Annotated in this window: 22 protein-coding genes; 14 read left to right on the forward strand and 8 right to left on the reverse strand. The window is 44.5% G+C overall.

All coding sequences use genetic code 11. The features are described 5' to 3' along the window. Positions 1–196 precede the first annotated feature (196 nt). The 4 genes from DR864_RS20250 (at position 197) to DR864_RS20265 (ending at position 2266) form a co-directional block, all read left to right on the forward strand. Positions 197–739, forward strand: a complete 543-nt coding sequence (locus DR864_RS20250) for a ferritin (RefSeq protein WP_114068678.1) — start codon at positions 197–199, stop codon at positions 737–739. Positions 740–908: 169 nt separating this feature from the next. Then, positions 909–1409 (forward strand): hypothetical protein, encoded by a 501-nt coding sequence (locus DR864_RS20255; protein WP_114068679.1) that lies wholly within the window; start codon positions 909–911, stop codon positions 1407–1409. After that, the gene (locus DR864_RS20260; protein WP_013927914.1) at positions 1406–1606 is read left to right on the forward strand and encodes a helix-turn-helix transcriptional regulator; all 201 of its coding nucleotides are present in this window, start codon (positions 1406–1408) and stop codon (positions 1604–1606) included. The genes DR864_RS20255 and DR864_RS20260 overlap by 4 nt, the downstream gene beginning before the upstream one ends. A 195-nt stretch (positions 1607–1801) precedes the next feature. Beyond that, entirely contained in the window at positions 1802–2266 is a 465-nt protein-coding gene (locus DR864_RS20265; RefSeq protein ID WP_114068680.1) for a hypothetical protein, read from the forward strand. Here DR864_RS20265 and DR864_RS20270 read toward each other — a convergent pair. Both DR864_RS20270 and gltX read right to left on the reverse strand, forming a co-directional pair. Beyond that, positions 2263–3087 (reverse strand): histidinol-phosphatase, encoded by an 825-nt coding sequence (locus tag DR864_RS20270; protein ID WP_114068681.1) that lies wholly within the window; start codon positions 3085–3087, stop codon positions 2263–2265. The genes DR864_RS20265 and DR864_RS20270 overlap by 4 nt on opposite strands. Positions 3088–3093: 6 nt before the next feature. After that, entirely contained in the window at positions 3094–4611 is a 1518-nt protein-coding gene (gene gltX / locus DR864_RS20275) for a glutamate--tRNA ligase (RefSeq protein WP_114068682.1), read from the reverse strand. A gap of 182 nt (positions 4612–4793) precedes the next feature. Here gltX and DR864_RS20280 point away from each other — a divergent pair, with 182 nt between their 5' ends. The 3 genes from DR864_RS20280 to hisF are packed head-to-tail and all read left to right on the forward strand — an operon-like array spanning position 4794 to position 6837. After that, complete coding sequence (locus DR864_RS20280; protein ID WP_162793990.1) at positions 4794–5480, forward strand: CAP domain-containing protein; 687 nt, start codon at positions 4794–4796, stop codon at positions 5478–5480. A gap of 55 nt (positions 5481–5535) precedes the next feature. Then, positions 5536–5997 carry a GNAT family N-acetyltransferase gene (locus DR864_RS20285; protein WP_114068684.1) on the forward strand — a complete coding sequence of 154 codons (462 nt, stop codon included), beginning with the start codon at positions 5536–5538 and terminating at the stop codon, positions 5995–5997. Beyond that, positions 5998–6837, forward strand: coding sequence for an imidazole glycerol phosphate synthase subunit HisF (gene hisF / locus DR864_RS20290; protein WP_114068685.1), 840 nt, complete (start codon positions 5998–6000; stop codon positions 6835–6837). Here the strand turns inward: hisF and DR864_RS20295 are convergent. Next, positions 6834–7559: a LytR/AlgR family response regulator transcription factor gene (locus DR864_RS20295; RefSeq protein WP_114068686.1), complete on the reverse strand. Its 726-nt coding sequence runs from the start codon at positions 7557–7559 to the stop codon at positions 6834–6836. The two genes, hisF and DR864_RS20295, sit on opposite strands and share 4 nt — an antisense overlap. Continuing rightward, on the reverse strand, positions 7556–8599 hold the full coding sequence (locus tag DR864_RS20300; RefSeq protein ID WP_114068687.1) for a sensor histidine kinase: 1044 nt from the start codon (positions 8597–8599) through the stop codon (positions 7556–7558). The genes DR864_RS20295 and DR864_RS20300 overlap by 4 nt, the downstream gene beginning before the upstream one ends. A gap of 299 nt (positions 8600–8898) precedes the next feature. Here DR864_RS20300 and DR864_RS20305 point away from each other — a divergent pair, with 299 nt between their 5' ends. Beyond that, positions 8899–9465: a YceI family protein gene (locus tag DR864_RS20305; RefSeq protein WP_114068688.1), complete on the forward strand. Its 567-nt coding sequence runs from the start codon at positions 8899–8901 to the stop codon at positions 9463–9465. A gap of 73 nt (positions 9466–9538) precedes the next feature. On the opposite strand, the gene DR864_RS20310 is transcribed toward DR864_RS20305, so the two are convergent. Continuing rightward, a complete protein-coding gene (locus DR864_RS20310; RefSeq protein WP_114068689.1) occupies positions 9539–10384 on the reverse strand; it encodes an MBL fold metallo-hydrolase in 846 nt (281 codons plus the stop codon). A gap of 84 nt (positions 10385–10468) precedes the next feature. Between DR864_RS20310 and DR864_RS20315 the strand changes: the two genes are divergently transcribed. From DR864_RS20315 to DR864_RS20325, 3 genes are all read left to right on the forward strand, one after another. Next, the gene (locus tag DR864_RS20315) at positions 10469–11080 is read left to right on the forward strand and encodes a Uma2 family endonuclease (RefSeq protein WP_114068690.1); all 612 of its coding nucleotides are present in this window, start codon (positions 10469–10471) and stop codon (positions 11078–11080) included. A 48-nt stretch (positions 11081–11128) separates the two neighbouring features. Beyond that, positions 11129–11830, forward strand: coding sequence for a response regulator transcription factor (locus DR864_RS20320; protein ID WP_114068691.1), 702 nt, complete (start codon positions 11129–11131; stop codon positions 11828–11830). A 129-nt stretch (positions 11831–11959) separates the two neighbouring features. Then, entirely contained in the window at positions 11960–14065 is a 2106-nt protein-coding gene (locus DR864_RS20325) for a M3 family metallopeptidase (RefSeq protein WP_114068692.1), read from the forward strand. A gap of 64 nt (positions 14066–14129) precedes the next feature. Here DR864_RS20325 and DR864_RS20330 read toward each other — a convergent pair whose 3' ends face one another. Continuing rightward, entirely contained in the window at positions 14130–15557 is a 1428-nt protein-coding gene (locus DR864_RS20330) for a pyridoxal phosphate-dependent decarboxylase family protein (RefSeq protein WP_114068693.1), read from the reverse strand. Between the two features lie 115 nt (positions 15558–15672). On the opposite strand from DR864_RS20330, the gene DR864_RS29895 reads away from it, so the two are divergent. Both DR864_RS29895 and DR864_RS20335 read left to right on the forward strand, forming a co-directional pair. After that, positions 15673–15831 carry a type 2 periplasmic-binding domain-containing protein gene (locus DR864_RS29895; RefSeq protein ID WP_162793992.1) on the forward strand — a complete coding sequence of 53 codons (159 nt, stop codon included), beginning with the start codon at positions 15673–15675 and terminating at the stop codon, positions 15829–15831. 204 nt (positions 15832–16035) lie between these two features. Then, positions 16036–16260 carry a hypothetical protein gene (locus DR864_RS20335; protein ID WP_114068694.1) on the forward strand — a complete coding sequence of 75 codons (225 nt, stop codon included), beginning with the start codon at positions 16036–16038 and terminating at the stop codon, positions 16258–16260. Positions 16261–16298: 38 nt separating this feature from the next. Here DR864_RS20335 and DR864_RS20340 read toward each other — a convergent pair whose 3' ends face one another. Beyond that, on the reverse strand, positions 16299–16772 hold the full coding sequence (locus tag DR864_RS20340; protein WP_114068695.1) for a hypothetical protein: 474 nt from the start codon (positions 16770–16772) through the stop codon (positions 16299–16301). A 6-nt stretch (positions 16773–16778) separates the two neighbouring features. Next, entirely contained in the window at positions 16779–17345 is a 567-nt protein-coding gene (locus tag DR864_RS20345) for an RNA polymerase sigma factor (protein WP_162793994.1), read from the reverse strand. 146 nt (positions 17346–17491) lie between these two features. On the opposite strand from DR864_RS20345, the gene DR864_RS20350 reads away from it, so the two are divergent. After that, the gene (locus DR864_RS20350; RefSeq protein ID WP_114068697.1) at positions 17492–17830 is read left to right on the forward strand and encodes a DUF6249 domain-containing protein; all 339 of its coding nucleotides are present in this window, start codon (positions 17492–17494) and stop codon (positions 17828–17830) included. The last annotated feature ends 35 nt before the right edge of the window (positions 17831–17865 follow it).

Here is a 17865-nt window from a genome sequence, read left to right on the forward strand (position 1 = left end):
AGGATTGATACCTATAAATGTTTTTTTGCGAAGCTATCTACCTGTTTTTTTCGGGAAATGTTGAGGAGGAATGTTATAAGCAAATTCAGACTGATTCCAAATTTTACGCAAAAATGTTGGAAAGCGAACAATTTCAACGACTTGGTTGTAGTATTGTAACAAAGAAACTCAAGAATTATAACCTCGCATAATCAATATGAAAGATTTGATGCGTCTTCGGACCTCCCTCAAAGAAGAGTTGCAATTTGCCCTTAACGCCCAAGTGAAAATGGAAGCGGAGTCTTCGTCAAAATACTTGGCGATGGCGGCGTGGTGCGACCGCAACGGCTATTCAAACAGTGCGGATTTTTTCTTTACGCAAGCCGAAGAAGAGCGTGCACACATGCTCAAAATCTTCAAATACATTGGCGATATGGGCGGGGTAGCTGTTACACCCGAAGTAACCAATATCCCGCAAGAATACCCGACGTTTCGGAGTGTATTCGAAACGGCGTTGGAGCAAGAAATTGCCGTATCTCAATCCATCAATCGCATCGTGGGCATCAGTCGCCGCAATGATGATTATGCCACCGAAAATTTTATTCAGTGGTTTGTAAAAGAGCAAATCGAAGAAGAATACATCGCCCGCCGTCAGGTGGAATTGTTTGACGTAATCGGCGAAGAAGGCATTGGCCGCTTTACCATTGACTTAGAAATTCCCAAAGTAACCTATCCGGGAGCCGCCGCTGAAGCGGAGTAGAAAGGTAGTATTTGTCATTCTGAAGGAATCTCAACATTCTAAAAGCGCGTCGCAAAATTTGCGACGCGCTTTTATTTTTGTCTTTATGTAAAAAATATTTGCTCAAATGTAAAGTTTGTTTTACATTTGAATCGAAATTAAATTTCTAACAAATTACCTATTGACAGCTATGGAAACCAAGTTACTTTTGCCCAACCGTTACAAGCGCCTCGGTTGGTTTATTTTTGTACCCTGTTTAATTCTCACAATTTTGAGTATTCTTCAATTAACTCCCAGCCTCAGTTTTTTTGATGGGGAACATGTTTTATCCCAATGGACGACTATCAAAGTTCCCGAAAAAGGGACTTTGGAAGCCCTTTTTGATGAAACATCCAATGACCTTGCTGGTGAAATTTTGATGACACTTACAGCCATCGGTTTCTTTTTCGTAGCATTTTCCCGCGAGCGCACCGATGACGAATGGATCATGCGCGTGCGGCTCGAATCATTATTGTGGGCGTTTTATGTGCATCTTGGAGGATTTTTACTGTCGGTTTGGTTTTCTTACGGGTTAGGTTTCTATATGATATTATCTTGGAACATGCTCACGGCACCGTTGGTATTTTTGGCGCGGTTTCACTGGATTGTGTACGTAAAACCGTATTTGGAAGAAAGGAGGGCGACCGTATGAAAAACACCATTCACGTAGAGCGCGCCATCCGACGTATCACGCAGGCCGATTTGGCCGCGGCCGTGGGCGTATCGCGTCAAACCATCAATGCCCTCGAAGCCGCCAAGTACGTACCTTCGGTAGTGTTGGCCATGAAAATTGCCAATTATTTTGAAAAACCCGTCGAAGCCATTTTTGAATTGGGCGAGGAAGATTAGCCCGTGTAGTTTTGTAACGGTCAGACGGTTCTAAACCGTCCGACCGTTATTTTATAATATTCGAAAGCCGCTAAAGAGTTGAGCCGACTCAAATTTATTTCGATATGCGTCGATAAAAAAAGCCGCGCGGTCGGTGTTTATTAGTTCTTCAGGATTGTATTTTGTATTTTGCTCTTCAATCCTAAATCTCTATTAATGAACACTTTTTTGCGCGCCAGCCTTCTTCTGTTAGTTTGTTTTTCTTGTAAAGAAGAAACGCCTGCGCCTACCAAAACCGAATTGCTTACGGGGAGACCTTGGAAATGGGTTGGGGGAGCGGTAACACCCGCGTTTGATGTCTTTAGCAACGGTAACCTCAGCAACGGAGAGTATTGGAGCCAAGCCCCCAAATGTTGGCAGGACGATATTCGGGTGTTTACGACGGCGGGAAAATTTACGCATGAGGAGGGTGCTACAAAATGTAATGTAGCCGACCCCCAAATTTATGCACAAGGAACTTGGCAATTTGACGCTTCTGAAAAAGTCGTTAAGATAAATGACAGTGCTTTGGGTGAACAAATGTGGGAAATACAGGAACTCACGGCCACAACCCTAAAAGTAGTGGAGGTTTACCAAGAAAAAGGTAAAACCTATACGTTTAACTATTCTTTTACGCGCTAAATAGCCACATCCTGCCATTTTCCACCCAATAATATTCGGACTTCCTCGTACCCTGCTGCTTTGGCTACTTGATATGCCAACGGAAAAGACGCCGTGATTTCTTCGGGACGGTGGCTGTCGGAATTGATGCAAATCGGGATGTTTAATTCATTCATGCGGTTGATAATCCACGGAGAAGGATACAACTCTAAACCGCGTTTGTAGTTGCCCCGCGTATTGATTTCGGTCGTGATTCCTGCTTTGGCAATGGCCTGAAGGGTCTGTTCTACTTCTGCAACGTACCAACTTTCTGACTCATCAAACAAATGACGGGCGGCATTGTGCATTTTGATTTTATCCAAATGCCCCACCACCTGCGGCGGGTCGGTCTCGACCATTTGCCGAATAATACCGTAATATTTTTGAATAACTTTCTGGATATCACCGCCGTAAACCGTGTCCAAACATTCCAGAAATTCTACCGAACTGCCGTCAATTTCCCACGGTTGTCCGAATTGATTTAGTCCAACATAGTGTACCGAACCGACGCAGAAATCGAGCATAGGAAAATCACTCGGTCCAACCATTTCAGGAATAAAATCTACTTCTAAACCTACGTAAAGCTCAATTTGGCCTTCGTATTTGGCTTGTAAGGCGCGGGTTTCGGCCAAATATTCGTCCAGACGCTCGGCCTTCATACTCCATTGATTTTCAAACGGAACAGGGCAATGCGACGAAAAGCCAAAGGCGCGCAGCCCTTGGGCCAGCGCGCCTTGTACCTGTTGCTCGGGAGAGCCTTTGCCATCGCAATAGTGGCTGTGGCTATGGTAGTTGGTGAGCATAGTGTATTATACTTGGGGTAACGTACTGATTGCTTTTTCTAAACGACTGATTACTTCATCTTTCCCCAAAATCTCCATGGTAAGCATCAAATCTGGGCCGTGGCCTGCCCCCGTAACGGCAAGGCGAAGGGCCTGCATTACCTTTCCCATTTTGATGCCCACTCGCTCAGCGGCGGCGGCCCAAATGGCCTTAGCCGATTCGGCCAAAAAATCGCCTTCGTAGATTGTCAAATCCTCTACGTAGGCCGTGATGGCTTTGATGGCGTCGGCATTCCATTTGCTGGCTACAATGGCTTCTTCGTACTCCGTTGGCGTTTCAAAAAGGAAAGCTGTTTCGCTCAAAATCTCCTGTGGAAAAGTCACCCGCTCTTTCATCAGATGACATACCTTTAGCAATGTATCATGACTTACCGCTGGCGCATTGTTGCTTGCTTCCAAAATAGAAGCTAGTTCTTCGTCAGACTTGCCCTTCAAGTATTGCTGATTGAACCACTTCGCTTTCGTAATGTCAAAACGAGCCCCTGCTTTGTGGATGCGCTCCAGCGAAAACGCCTCGATGAGCTCGTCCATCGTAAACAATTCTTGCTCGGTGCCTGGATTCCAGCCCAAAAAAGCTAAAAAGTTGACGATGGTTTCCTGCAAATACCCATCCTCCCGAAAACCGCGCGCGATGGTCTCCGTAGTAGGGTCTTGCCACTGCAACGGAAATATCGGAAATCCGCCCAAATCGGCATCGCGCTTCGAGAGCTTGCCGTTGCCTTCTGGTTTGAGCAGCAATGGTAAATGCGCAAATTGAGGGGCGGTCCAGCCAAAATATTGGTACATCAATACGTGCAATGGTGCCGAAGGAAGCCACTCTTCACCACGAATCACGTGCGTGATGCCCATCAAATGGTCATCGACGATGTTGGCTAAGTGATATGTGGGCATTCCGTCAGATTTAAGTAAGACTTTGTCGTCGAGTGTAGAAGCGTGGACTGCTACCCATTCCCGAACGATGTCTTTGAAACGAATGTCTTGTTTTGGGTCAATTTTGATGCGAACTACGTAAGGGTCGCCGTTGTCGATACGTTGCTGAACTTCTTCGGCCGACAAAGTCAGCGAGTTGGTCATTTGCAAACGCGTGATGGCGTTGTACTGGGCCGCATCGGCACCTGCTTCTTCGAGGCGCTTGCGCATGGCTTCAATTTCTTCGGCGGTGTCAAACGCGTAGTAGGCTTTGCCCGCGGCAATAAGCTGTTCGGCATAGGTGCGATACATTTCTTTGCGTTCTGATTGGCGATACGGCGCATGCGGACCGCCAATGCCCTGACCTTCATCTATCTCAATACCTACCCACTTCAGCGCTTCTAAAATATAGTTTTCGGCTCCGGGCACGTAGCGATTTTGGTCGGTATCTTCGATGCGAAGGAGCATTTTTCCGCCGTTTTTACGGGCAAATAAATAATTATACAAAGCCGTACGAACACCGCCAATGTGAAGCGGTCCCGTAGGACTGGGAGCAAAACGAACTCTTACGGACATAGTAATCGTGATTATTTAATCGTCAGCCGTCGTAAATCCTGATGCTAGGAACGGCTAATCCCTAACTTTTAGTTTTTTTGAGCGGGCAAAGTTACCACAAAAAGAAGTTCAATCGGGCAATTATGTACAACTTACTCAATAAGTTACTATTTTTAATTTCTAAACGCCAACCTTATGTTCTGATGAAACGGGTGCTTTGGTTCTTGGTTTTGCTACTGCTCGCCGGTTCATTCCGAACCGAGTCGCCTGATTATTATGCTTTTCCATTGGAGCGTTTTGTTCAACTCCCCGAATTGAAAAGTGCGGTGGATGCACGCCGTCCGAATTATGAACTGTTGGATGCGGCTATTTTTCATCTGACCAATCAAACCCGTAGCCAATTTGGTATAAAATTACTTGAATACGATTCGGGGCTTCATCAAACGGCGCAGGGCTACGCGACCGATATGATTCAAATGGGTTTTTATGGACATACCCACCCTTATAGCCCGTCGCTGAACACGCTGGCCCAGCGGGTAAAAGTGCATACGTGGGCTTTTCTCAAAATAGGAGAAAATATAGGCCAATATCAGCTCGTCGACACCGCACCAGAGTACTGTTGTCGCAAAAAACGGGACGGTACTTTTGAGTATTTTGATTGCGAGAGAAAATCGGTTTATCATCCTTATACTTACGAGGGCTTTGCGCAGGAGGCCGTGGGTGAATGGATGAAATCACCTGGTCACCGCCGAAATCTCTTAGACTCTACCTACACGCATCTGGGCACGGCCGCCCGAATTTCCAAAGATCCTTACGGCACTTGCAGCGCGCCATTTGGTCGTTTTGTACAGAATTTTGGCGCGATTAAACCAGAAGTCACCAAACAATAACGCAGAAAAATCACCTTTTTTTCGGTTCTTTGTGGGCTAATAATTGCCAATAGCCATGTCATTGCTTGATACCCTTGTACACGAATTCCAGAAAGAAGCTTTTTTGATTTCTACCCAAAAGTCAAAATTAGACTTTGACTTGATTCATGATTATCTATCAAAGCATTCGTATTGGGCGGAGAGCATCCCACGCGACATTGTGGAGCGGTCCATTCAAAATTCGCTGAGTTTTGGGGTGTATCACTACGAAAAACAAATAGGTTTTGCTCGGGTAACCACTGATTTTGCTACGTATGGCTACTTAGCAGATGTGTTTATAGTTGAAACCTACCGTGGTCAGGGGCTGTCAAAATGGTTGATGGAATGTATATTTAATCAAATCCCCGAATTGCAAGGGTTTCGAAAATGGTCATTGGCAACGGCCGACGCGCATGGCTTGTATGAGCAATTTGGATTTACGGCACTGGCGCGCCCCGAGCGCATGATGGAAAAAGTTAACTTTAAGAAATATAGTTAAATGCTCACAAAACGTATCATACCTTGCCTCGATGTAAAAGACGGGCGCACTGTAAAAGGAGTCAATTTTGTAAATCTCCGCGACGCTGGCGATGCCGTCGAACTCGCCGCCGTATATGCCGAGCAGGGAGCCGATGAGCTGGTGTTTTTAGATATTACGGCCACCGTCGAAGGGCGTGGAACCCTCCTAGAACTGGTACGTCGCGTAGCGCATACCATCAATATTCCTTTTACTGTTGGCGGAGGAATTTCATCTAAAGCCGATGTTTCAGCGCTTCTCAACGCGGGAGCCGATAAGGTTTCTATCAATTCAGCGGCGGTCCGTAATCCCGACTTAATCAACGAGTTGGCATTGGAGTTTGGTAGTCAGTGCATCGTGGTAGCGATTGATACAAAGTCAGTTCACAGTTCACAGTTGGCAGTTCACAATGAATCCCCAACAGACTCCTTCCTGGCTCCTCACTTCTCATCGCAGCCGCATCTCACTTCTAATTTTGTTCATACTCACGGCGGGCGTAAGCCGACCGAACTGCGTACGTTGGAATGGGCCAAGGAAGTAGAAGAGCGCGGCGCGGGAGAGATTTTGCTGACCTCGATGGATACAGATGGTACCAAAAATGGCTTTGCGTTGGAATTAACTTCTACCATATCGCGCAACGCAAACATTCCCGTGATTGCTTCGGGCGGGGCGGGCACGATGGAGCATTTTTATGAAGTATTTACCACTGGTTACGCTGACGCAGGCTTGGCAGCGAGTATTTTTCACTTTAAAGAAATTGAGATTCCGGCGTTGAAACAGTATTTGCACGAGCGGGGGATTCCCATGCGGATGTCGCGCTAACTTTGTTTGCGTTCAATAAACTCTTTTACACTTTTTCGGTACGTATCGCTGATCGGAATCCACACTTTCCCGATTTGTATCTTTTCTTTTTCAATGGTATCAATCGCGTCAAACGATACGAGAAAGGAATGATGCACGCGGATAAAATGATGAGGGGTAAGCTGTGCTTCCAAGGATTTCAACGTTTGCAGCGTCACCACTTTTTTCTCTTTGGTATGAATCGTGACGTAGTCTTTTAGCCCTTCGATATAAAGAATTTCGTTTAGCCTGATTTTGACCAATTTGGTGCCGTCTTTGACAAAAATGGAGGCTTGTGTTTGGTCAATGGGAGCGGCTGTTTCGAGAGCGGGCAGCGGGGGCGCGGCGGAAAGTCGTTGCGTGGCTTTTTCGACAGACTTTAAAAATCGCTCTAGCGTAATGGGCTTTAGTAAATAATCCAGCACATCCAGTTCGTAACCTTCAATGGCGTATTCTGAGTAGGCCGTGGTAAGAATGACCAACGGCTTTTTCGGTAGTATTTTCAGTAGGGAAATGCCCGTGATTTCGGGCATTTGAATGTCAGAGAAAAGAATATCAACGGAGTTGTTGCGCAAAAACTCCAACGCCGTCAATGGATTGGAAAACGATTTGACCAGCTGCAAGTGACTCACTTTCAGGATGTATTGCTCCAGTAAATTTCGGGCCAATGGCTCGTCTTCCACCACTACGCAGGTCAGGGTCATACCAAGTTTAATTTAAGCCGTACGCGATATTCTTCAGCGGTATCTTCGATTTCGAGTTCAAAATTATCGGGATAACTCAATTCTAAACGTCTCTTGACGTTTTTTAGGCCAATTCCTGATTGTTCTTCCTGATTTACTAAACTTTGCGGTAACTTGCTGTTGGCAACCGTATAGATGCAGGCCGTTCCTTCCAATAAAATATCAGCCGTAATCCACGCTCCCGCAAAATTGTTGCTGACGCCATGTTTAAAGGCATTTTCGAGAAAACTAATAAAAATCAAAGGTACAATCAGTACGCCGTTGGTATTGCCAGTCACCTCAAAATTAATGGGAATAGGCTCATTAAGACGAAGTTTTTCGAGGCTGATATAATTTTTCATGTACTCTATTTCCTTCATCAATGGCACTTTCGCGTGGTTGGAGTCGTAAATCATGTACCGCATCATTTGCGACAGTTTGGCAATTACTTCTGTGGTATTGGGGGAGTTGGTAAAGGCCAAATAATACAGGTTATTGAGGGTGTTAAACAAAAAATGCGGGTTGATTTGGGCTTTTAAGAAACGAAGTTCGGAGGTAAGTTTCTCATTTTCAATCTCTTTCTTTTTAGCTTCCAGTTCAAACCAGCCTTCAGCAAATTTGAGCATTCCCACAAAAATCACAATAAAGAGCGTACTCAATACGACATTAACGGTAAATTTATCTTCGTAGAAATAGCATATTTTCTGGGTATTGCCATCAATCAAATACCGTTTTAGCAGAATAAACGCCCGTACCAATACTGCAAATGGGATAGAAAATTCTACAACATAGCGCACCAAACTTTTGTGTTTGAGAAACCGGGGTAGAAAGAAAAAATAATTGAGATACACCACCAACGCCATGAAGAGCACTTCAAAAGAAGTATTCTTGAATGCATCCCAAAAGCTGACTTCCTGCCCTCGAATGGGAAAGCGAATTTGGTAAAAGAAAAATGAGAAATAAACGCACCAAAAGGAAAGGTGTAAAAGTAAAATTCGGTGTCGTTTGATGAATACTTGCATGATAGCAGGCAGGTGCAAGGCGTAAAGTAAGATTCGCTAAAGCGGCTAAATTTCGGGAAAAGAAAGGTATTGTACTAATTTCTGTGATTTAGTGGGAGATTTCTGCGCTTTTTTTCGGCATTCTTGGTATTTTAGTCGACCATTCAGCTGAATGGTTCTGCTTTACCGATTGGTCGAATAATCTGCCGTATGGCCGATTTGGTGAAGTCAATGGTCGAAAAAGTGCGGAGAAGTTTAAAACTTTATTTTTGATTTGTGCTCATTAAACTATTTGCTAAATCATTACAACCAAAACAACAATGAAAAAAATCACTTTAGTAGCCACGGCCCTTTTGATGTCATTCGCCACTTTTGCCCAAACATGGAAAGTTGACAAAGCGCACGCAAAAGTAGGTTTTACCGTAACCCACTTATTGATGTCGGAAGTAGATGGTAATTTCAAAGCATTTGATGCTACCATTACCTCCTCAAAAGAGGATTTTTCGGATGCGGTTTTTGAAGTTTCTGCCGATATAAGCAGCATCGATACCGACAATGAGATGCGTGATAATGACCTCAAAAGCGAAAAGCACTTTGACGCCGCCAAATTTCCAAAGTTTAGCTTCAAGAGCACTTCAATCTCTAAAGTAGCTGACAAAAAATACAAATTAAAAGGCGACTTAACGCTTAAAGGTGTAACAAAACCGATTACGCTTGATTTAGCATTGACTGGAACAGGTATGAATGGCCGTACAAAAAAGCCAAAAGCAGGTTTTAAAATCACGGGTATCATCAAACGCACTGATTTTGGGGTAGGTAGTATGCCGGCCGCCGTAGTGGGTGAAGATGTAGAACTGCGCGCTGTTGGTGAGTTTGAGCAAATGTAAGTATTGCGCTTAAAATAAGTAATAGAAGCGTCCGACGGTTCCAAACCGTCGGACGCTTCTATTTTACGGGAGATTATATAAAATCAGTAAGCAAGCCTTTGTTCTTTACCCGAATGCCTTTCTCGGTCATTTCTACCGTACAACAATCGTGAAGCGGGTCGTGGTCAAAAAACAGAATATAATTATTGTCCAATGCTTCTTTGAGTAGCGCTTCTTTTTCCTTCATGGTTTCGAGCGGGCGCACGTCGTAGCCCATCACGTATGGTACTGGCAAATGCGCGTGTGAAGGAATTGTATCAGCCATAAAAACCACCGTTTGGCCCTTGTAGGCGATCTTCAACATGGTCATTTTTTCGGTGTGCCCATCTACATAGAGGGGCTGTACATTTGTCCCGAAGGGGTTTTCTATTTTATCCGAAAAATACAATTGTCCTGCTTCCTGAATTGGTAAAATATTTTCTTTGAAAAACGTCGCTTTCTCGCGAGCGTTGGGAAAATTGGCCGTTTGCCAATGCTCCGAATGTGTCCAATAATGCGCCTTCGGAAACGTCAGCTCGTAGCCACTACGGTTAGAATTCCACTTGACCCCGCCGCCGCAATGGTCAAAATGAAGGTGTGAAAAAATGACATCCGTGATTTCGTGCGCCCCAAAACCTGCTTTTTCGATGGACTTCACCAAGTCTCCTTCACCGTGGCGGTAGTAGTACGACTGCCATTTGGGGTCTTGTTTATCACCCATTCCTGTATCAATGAGCATGAGTCGATTGCCTTCTTCGACGAGCAAACAGCGCATGTCCCAGGAGCAAAGGTTGTTTTCGTCGGCGGTAATCATCCGATTCCAGATTGTTTTGGGCACAACTCCAAACATAGCGCCTCCGTCGAGTTTGAAATGTCCGGCATCAATGACGTGTAAATTCATGATAGTGAGTGATTGCGTAATTAGCCTAAAACAACTAAATTCTATCAAAACTTGTTATATTTACTGTATAAAAATTAAAAACTGATGACTGCCGTACTTGTCAATGAGTGGATGAATGGGGATACCGAACCCTTTACGTTGGAATTGGCCGATGAAATGGACGACAAAGCATTCTATAAATTTTGCCGCCGCAATGACCACCTTCGTTTTGAACGCAATCCCGACGGGACCATTTTAATTATGCCTAATACTGGAGGAAAAACAGGAAAAAGAAATTCGGAAATCAATTTTGAATTGGTTTTATGGAATCGTCAACATAAAAAGGGAGTCGTGTTCGACTCTTCAACTGCTTTCAAACTTCCCAATTTTGCTACCCGCTCACCCGATGCGGCGTGGATTAGCGACGAGCGTTGGAACAGCCTGAATGAGGACGAACAAGAGCGTTTTCCTCCCATTGCCCCAGATTTTGTGGTGGAACTGATGTCGGCAAGTGATATTCTGAAAAAAGCCCAGGAAAAAATGCACGAATACATCGAAAACGGGGTGCAACTGGCATGGCTTATTCAACCAAGCACTCAAACCGTATTTATTTATCGAATAGATGGAACGATTAGCAAAGTAATTGATTTTGACAATAAACTATCGGGAGAGAATGTCTTACCCGAATTTGAGTTTTTACTAAAATTGCTGCTCTAATCGTAGAAATTTCGCCCACTTTTATACACAAACCTGAGAGCCTGATTGATGACCCACGACACCAAAAAAATCCTCATCGTAGAAGATGACTCCCGTATTGCCCAAAACATAAGTAAAGGACTTCGTGAAAAAGGTTTTGAAACGGAGATTGCGTATGATGGACTCATTGGTAGTAAAATTGCCACCGCTAACCATTTTGATTTGGTCATTTTAGACATCAATTTGCCGTCTATGAACGGCTACGAAGTGTGTAAACTGATTCGTCAGCGTGATCCCAATGTGCCTGTTTTGATGCTCACGGCCCTTGGCGAGCCCGACGATAAAATCGAAGGATTCAATGTGGGAGCCGATGATTATATCGTCAAACCGTTTGATTTTCGGGAGTTGTTGGCGCGCGTTAACGTATTTCTCAAACGCTCCCAGTCAGATGCTGACAACACGGGCGGTAACATTTTGCGCGTGGCCGACCTTGAAATAAATACCGATACCAAGATTGTGGTCCGGGCCAATCATGCCATCGACCTTACCCCCAAAGAGTTGGCGCTTTTGGAATATTTGGTGCGCAACAAAGGACGCGTTGTTTCCAAAACCGATATTGCCGAAAAGGTTTGGGACATGAATTTTGACAGCGGAACCAACGTAGTGGAAGTGTACATTAATTTTCTACGGAAGAAAATAGACCGTGATTTTGACACCAAACTGATTCATACCAAATCAGGAATGGGGTACGTTTTAAAAGAAGATTCGTAAAAAAGTCCAGAAAAGCATCCAGTACTCACGCAATGGCGCCTTCTGTGTAATCACCTGTTTTGGGGGAGTGTTTTCTCCTGCTTTACCGTTAAATTGCCGCACTTTTGCATCAAACCAATCGTTCATCACATGAAAACCTATATTTTAGCGGCAAGCCTGCTCTTTAGTAGCATTGCTTTTGCACAAAACCCGAGTAGTATGAGTTCAAATCCCTTGTTGCAGCCGTTTAATACCCCCCACCAAACGGCTCCTTATGACAAAATTAAGCCAGAGCATTTTTTGCCAGCGCTCAAAGAATCCATGGCTGAAGGGCGCAAAGAAATCAATGCGCTTATCAATAATCCGGCCAAACCTACTTTCGAAAACACCATTCTTGCCCTTGAGCAGGGCGGTGGAAATGTAGGGAAAGTAAGCAGTGTTTTGTTTCACCTTAATGGGGCCGAAACCAATCCTGAAATCCAGAAAACCATTCGGGAAGCCTCGCCGATGCTGACCGAGTACGGCAATGACATTACGCTCAATGACAAGCTTTTTGCGCGGGTAAAAGCCGTTTGGGACCAACGCGATAAGCTGAAATTGGATACTGAAAGTGCGATGTTGTTGGAAAAAACCTACAAAAGCTTCTCGCGCAACGGTGCCAATTTGAACGACGCCGACAAAGAAAAACTTCGCGGAATCAACAAGGATTTGTCGCAGTTGTCCATCAAATTTGCCGAAAATAACTTGGCTGAAACCAACGAATATGCCCTCTCGGTTACCGACGAAAAAGACTTGGCTGGTTTGCCTGATTTTGTGAAAGAAGGAGCCAAAGCGGCGGCTAAAAAAATGAATAAAGAAGGCTGGGTGTTTACGTTGCAAGCCCCGAGTTATGGGCCGTTTATGCAATACGCCGAAAATCGCGATCTTCGTAAAAAACTCTTTTTAGCATTCAACGCGCGCGGATTTGGCGGAGGTAAAAACGATAATCAAGCCAATATCGCCCAAATCGTCAAACTTCGTTATGACAAGGCCAAGTTGCTGGGCTACGAAACTTGGGCTGACTATATGCTAGAAGAACGCATGGCCAACAGCAAGCAAATTGTCACGGACTTTCTGAATGACGTGAAGAAGTACGCCGAACCCGCCGCCGCCAAAGAATTGGCTGAATTGACGGCTTATGCCAAGAAAAACGGTTTTACGGAAGACAAACTTCAGCGTTGGGATGTGTCGTATTATTCTGAAAAACTGAAAAAAGAAAAATACGCCATCAACGACGAATTGTTGAAGCCTTACTTCAAACTCGAAAACGTACTGGATGGTATTTTTACGTTGACCAATAAGCTGTACGGCATCACGTTCAAAGAAAATAAAGAAATTGCGGGCTGGCATCCAGAAGTGAAGACTTACGAAGTATTTGACAAAGACGGCAAATTTTTGGCCGTTTGGTACGGAGATTATTTCCCACGCCCTGGCAAACGTGCTGGCGCGTGGAATAATAGTATTCAGGACCAGTGGGTTGAAAACGGTAAAGAGTTTCGTCCGCACGTGGTCAATGTGTGTAACTTCTCGCGACCAACGGACAGCAAGCCTTCGTTGTTGTCATTCAGCGAAGTAACCACGCTTTTCCATGAATTTGGGCATGCCTTACACGGGATGCTGGCGAACGGCAAATATCAAACTACCTCTGGAACGAGCGTGGCGTGGGACTTTGTAGAGTTGCCGAGTCAAATCATGGAAAACTTTGCCGAAGAGCCCGAAGTATTACGGATTTTTGCAAGACATTATCAAACTGGTGAAGTGATTCCGCAGGAATACATTGACAAAATCCGTGCTAGTTCTAATTTTATGGCGGGCCTTGCCAATATGCGCCAAGTAGGATTGGGCATGATTGATATGGCGTGGCACAGTACAGTTCCTAACGGTGAAACTGTGGTGCAAATCGAAGAAAAGGCCGACGTAGGCGCTAAACTATACCCTAAAACCGAAGGAACGAGCGTGAGCACGGCGTTTAGTCATATTTTTGCGGGGGGCTATTCGTCTGGTTATTATAGCTACAAATGGTCGGAAGTGTTGGATGCCGATGCGTTTGAGTTGTTCAAAGAAAAAGGCATTTTCAATCAAGAAGTGGCGCAATCATTCCGGGATAATGTACTCTCAAAAGGCGGCAGCGAAAAGCCAATGGTGCTTTATAAGCGCTTCCGTGGCCGTGAGCCCAAACCCGAAGCAATGCTGAAACGGGCTGGGCTGGCCTTGTAACTACTTAAAATACAGCAAAAAGGCAGTTTTTTTAAAAACTGCCTTTTTGTATTTATGGGCTTTACTACCCAATAGTTGTCGCGATATTTTCAATCTCCGCCAAAAGTGCTATTAAATCTTCCTTTTTTGTGAGGGGATTCATCAACGATACCCGTAAATATAGCTTTTCACGCAGAGTGGTTTGAACAATATAAAAATTGCCCTCTTCCAATAATCGTTGCCTGATGACCGCGTTGACTGAATTGTAGGATTCTGGGGTTTGACGCGCTCCCACAAACCGAAAACAAACGATATTGCTTTGTGGCTCAACGCCTAATTCAAAACGTGGATTGGCTTGTAGTATTCCGACGAAATCATGCGCTAAATCGTGAAGTGTGTCTACGTTTTCGGCAAAAATTTCTTCGCCGTAGGCTTTCAAAATGGAATATATTTTGACGCTCATCATCAGTTTGGTACATTCAAAGGTGCGTTTGCCTGAGTTGAACCATTCTTGTGAACCCTGATTAGCCCACAAATACTGCGCTTTTTGGTGAAAGGTTTTGAAGGAATCGTCGACGTTTTTGAAAATAAGCGCCGTGGCTAGCGCAGGTGTCATGAGCATTTTGTGCCAATCAATCACGACCGAATCGGCAAGGTTGATGCCTGCGACCAATGATTTGTATTTTTCGGAAAAGACCACCGCACCACCGTGCGCCCCGTCGACGTGAAACCAAAGGTTGTGTTGAGCGCAAAATTCGCCGATTGTCTGCAAATCGTCGTACGAGCCTGTGGAGGTGGAGCAGGCGCTGCCGATGACCGCAATAACGGTTAAGCCCTTGTTAGAAGCTTGTTGGTAATAGTCTTCCAAGAGTTCGGTGCGTAGTTGAAAACGTTCGTTTGTCGGAATTTTTATGATGCCTTCGCTGCCCATTCCCATGATACGTGCCGCCCTGTCGATGCAGTAGTGGGCTTCTTCCGAAACCATCACGGCCAAGCGCCCGCTGTGGCCTTCTTCCCATACATCGGTGGGGGCTTTAGCAGCACGGGCTGCCAACAAGGCCGTCAGATTGGCTAAGGTGCCTCCAGAGGTTAACAAGCCAGAGGCTTGGGCAGTGAAGCCGATTTTATTGGCTAGTAAATCACTCAAAATTCGCTCTAATGGATTGGATACCAGCCCCATTTCATACACTGCCATGCCGTTGTTGAGCATTCCAGTCAGAAGCCCCGTCAATGCTGCAATGGGTAAAGGAGGTGATACTTGATGGCCCATGTAGCGGGGGTGATGCAAATGCGTGGATTGCTGGATTACCTTCTCAAAAAACGCCAATAGATTACCTTTTCCCCCCTCAAAGTCCTGTTGCCAAACTTCTAGGTTGTCTTCAGGTAAACGGTATGGAATCACCGTTTTTAGGGTTTGATTTTGGGCATTCGAAAGATAGTCCGCCAGCGTATCTACCAATTGGTGGGCTTCTTGGCGAAAATGTTCTGGCGAATAGGCTTGTGTCAGATTCATGTTGAGGGTACGTGATGCGGTTCTGACTACAAAACAAGTTACTATATTTGATACAAAAAAATGCTTATTTTTTACTGATTAATGCTGAATACGCATCAGTTTGAGTTATGTAGAAATGGTCCACCAGATTTGCCGTGATTACGGTGGTTTTATTCCCAAAATCGTGCATGAATCGGCCTATTCTGCATTGGTACTTCGATTGGTAGAGGCAGGGATTGGTATTTCAATCGAGCCAAAATCCACGCTTTGGGCACAAAATCTCCAAATTAAGTAGGTGAAATTATGGCGCATTGCCCAAAAAGCTGAGATGAAAATGCTGTGGTTGGAGGAAAGATCGGACGAGTTAAAGTCGATTATTCAACTCGTCGAAAGTAGTGGCTTTGATTTCTTATTTGACATAAAATAAGGTCATTTGACTAAAATCATTTTTTTTGTATTATTGAAAGATTTATTTTGACTTAACTAAACCTCTATGTGAATGAAACAGTTTAATTCTGCGGCTGAGAAAGAAAGCTATTATGCCAAACGCCGCCAACGCGGGCTCATCGTCGGGGCCATTGGCGGAGCTATATTGGGCCTTGGATTTCTTATTCAATACATTTTATACATGCAGGGACATTCCTTCAATGCCGTGATGTATTCGCTCACCAGCATTGGTATTATCATGGTCCTCTACGCGGGAGTAGAGATTTTTGGATGGTAGATTTTGACTAAAGCTAGTCCATTCTGATAAAGAACGGACTAGGGCTGCTGGTTCAATCGTTTTCTGAGAATTCGTTCTGCAATCAATAGAAACAAAACGGCGTTCAAAGGAAGGAGCACCTGTTGCACAAGGGTAAGATTAAGTGATTGGTCCAAACCTTGTAATTGCTCAGTCCATAGATTTGTGGGTTGTGTTTCTCCCAAAATAGATACCCCAGCCAACGTTAGTAGTAGCATCATTCCAATAAATAAGAAAGGCATCCATTTTATCATTACTAGGCGTGTAGAGGGAGACTTGTCGGATGTCCATTGGCGTATCACATTATTTTCAAAAGCCATCGAAGGACTTTCAAGGTGCATCGTTTCCAAATCATTGTGCAGTTGCGACAATTCGATAAAGTACTCGCAGTACGCGGTATCTGTTTCGAGCCAATACTGGTGCCGTTGCCGCAATTCTTCGGTTGCGGTGCCATCGAGTACTTCAAAAAGCTCGTCGTCGTTGAGTTGTTGCATGTGTTTTTAGTACAAATTGTTTACTTCTTCTCCCAATTGCTTCCGTAAGGCGTCGGCCAAACGTTTGCGTGCGCGGTGCAATTTTACTTTTATCGTTTCAGCTGATATACCCGTAATCTCCGCAATTTCTTCCAACGATTGTTCCCGCAAATAAAATAGCGTAATCATGGTCACATCGTCGGCCGAAAGTTGCTTCATCGCCTGCTGAATATTTTTGATACGCTCCTTCTTGTGAAGGTTTTGTTGGGTATCCGTCACCGCATACGCCAAGGCATTGATTTCAGTGATGCCTTCCGTCGGTTTTTGTCGGCGCTTGGCGCCCAAAGCGGCGTTGAAAACGATTCTGTAAAACCAAGTCGTAAATTTAGCAGTTTGGTTAAATTCTTTCAACGCGCCAAAAGCCTGTAAAAAGGCATCCTGCGCAGCTTCTTCGGCTTCTTCGCGGTGATTGAGAATTCGATACGCTACCGTAAAAGCAAAATCTTTGTGGCGTTGTACCAAGGCTCGGTAAGCCGAGGTGTCGCCTGCCAAAATTTGCTCAATAAGTTGTATATCTTTCAGATTGTCATTCACAACGGATTGGATGCTAAAAGGTCGAATAAGGTTACGGCTAAGTTCGAGTTTTTTAGGTAAAAGTTTTTAATTTATCCCGTAACCTTCCGTAATACTTTTTCATCCTATGCCCAAAGAAACTTGTTCAACACTTAAAATAAGTCACTATGAATCCCCTTATTATTCCGCTTATCTCTGTTATTGCTGGACTGATTATGATTGTTTTTCTCCGTTATTTTCAAAATATGGAACGAATGTCGATGATTGAAAAAGGGCTCAATCCTTTTGATAATCAATCAATAAAAAGAAACCGTATTAGTCCTGACAACACTCTTCGATTTGGATTGTTGCTGGTAGGGGCGGGACTAGGTTTATTGATAGGTGCTATTATAGCTCCCTATACCCAGAGTGAAGGTATTCAGGTAGCGCTTGTTATGATTTTTGGCGGGGCTGGCTTGTTGCTTTCTTACGTCATTCAGATAAAAAATGACAGAAAATCTCAATAGCTGCCAAGTGGAGTAAGAACAAAAAGAGGGTTGGC

The sequence above is a fragment of the Runella rosea genome, from assembly GCF_003325355.1.
GTDB classification, from domain to species: domain Bacteria; phylum Bacteroidota; class Bacteroidia; order Cytophagales; family Spirosomataceae; genus Runella; species Runella rosea.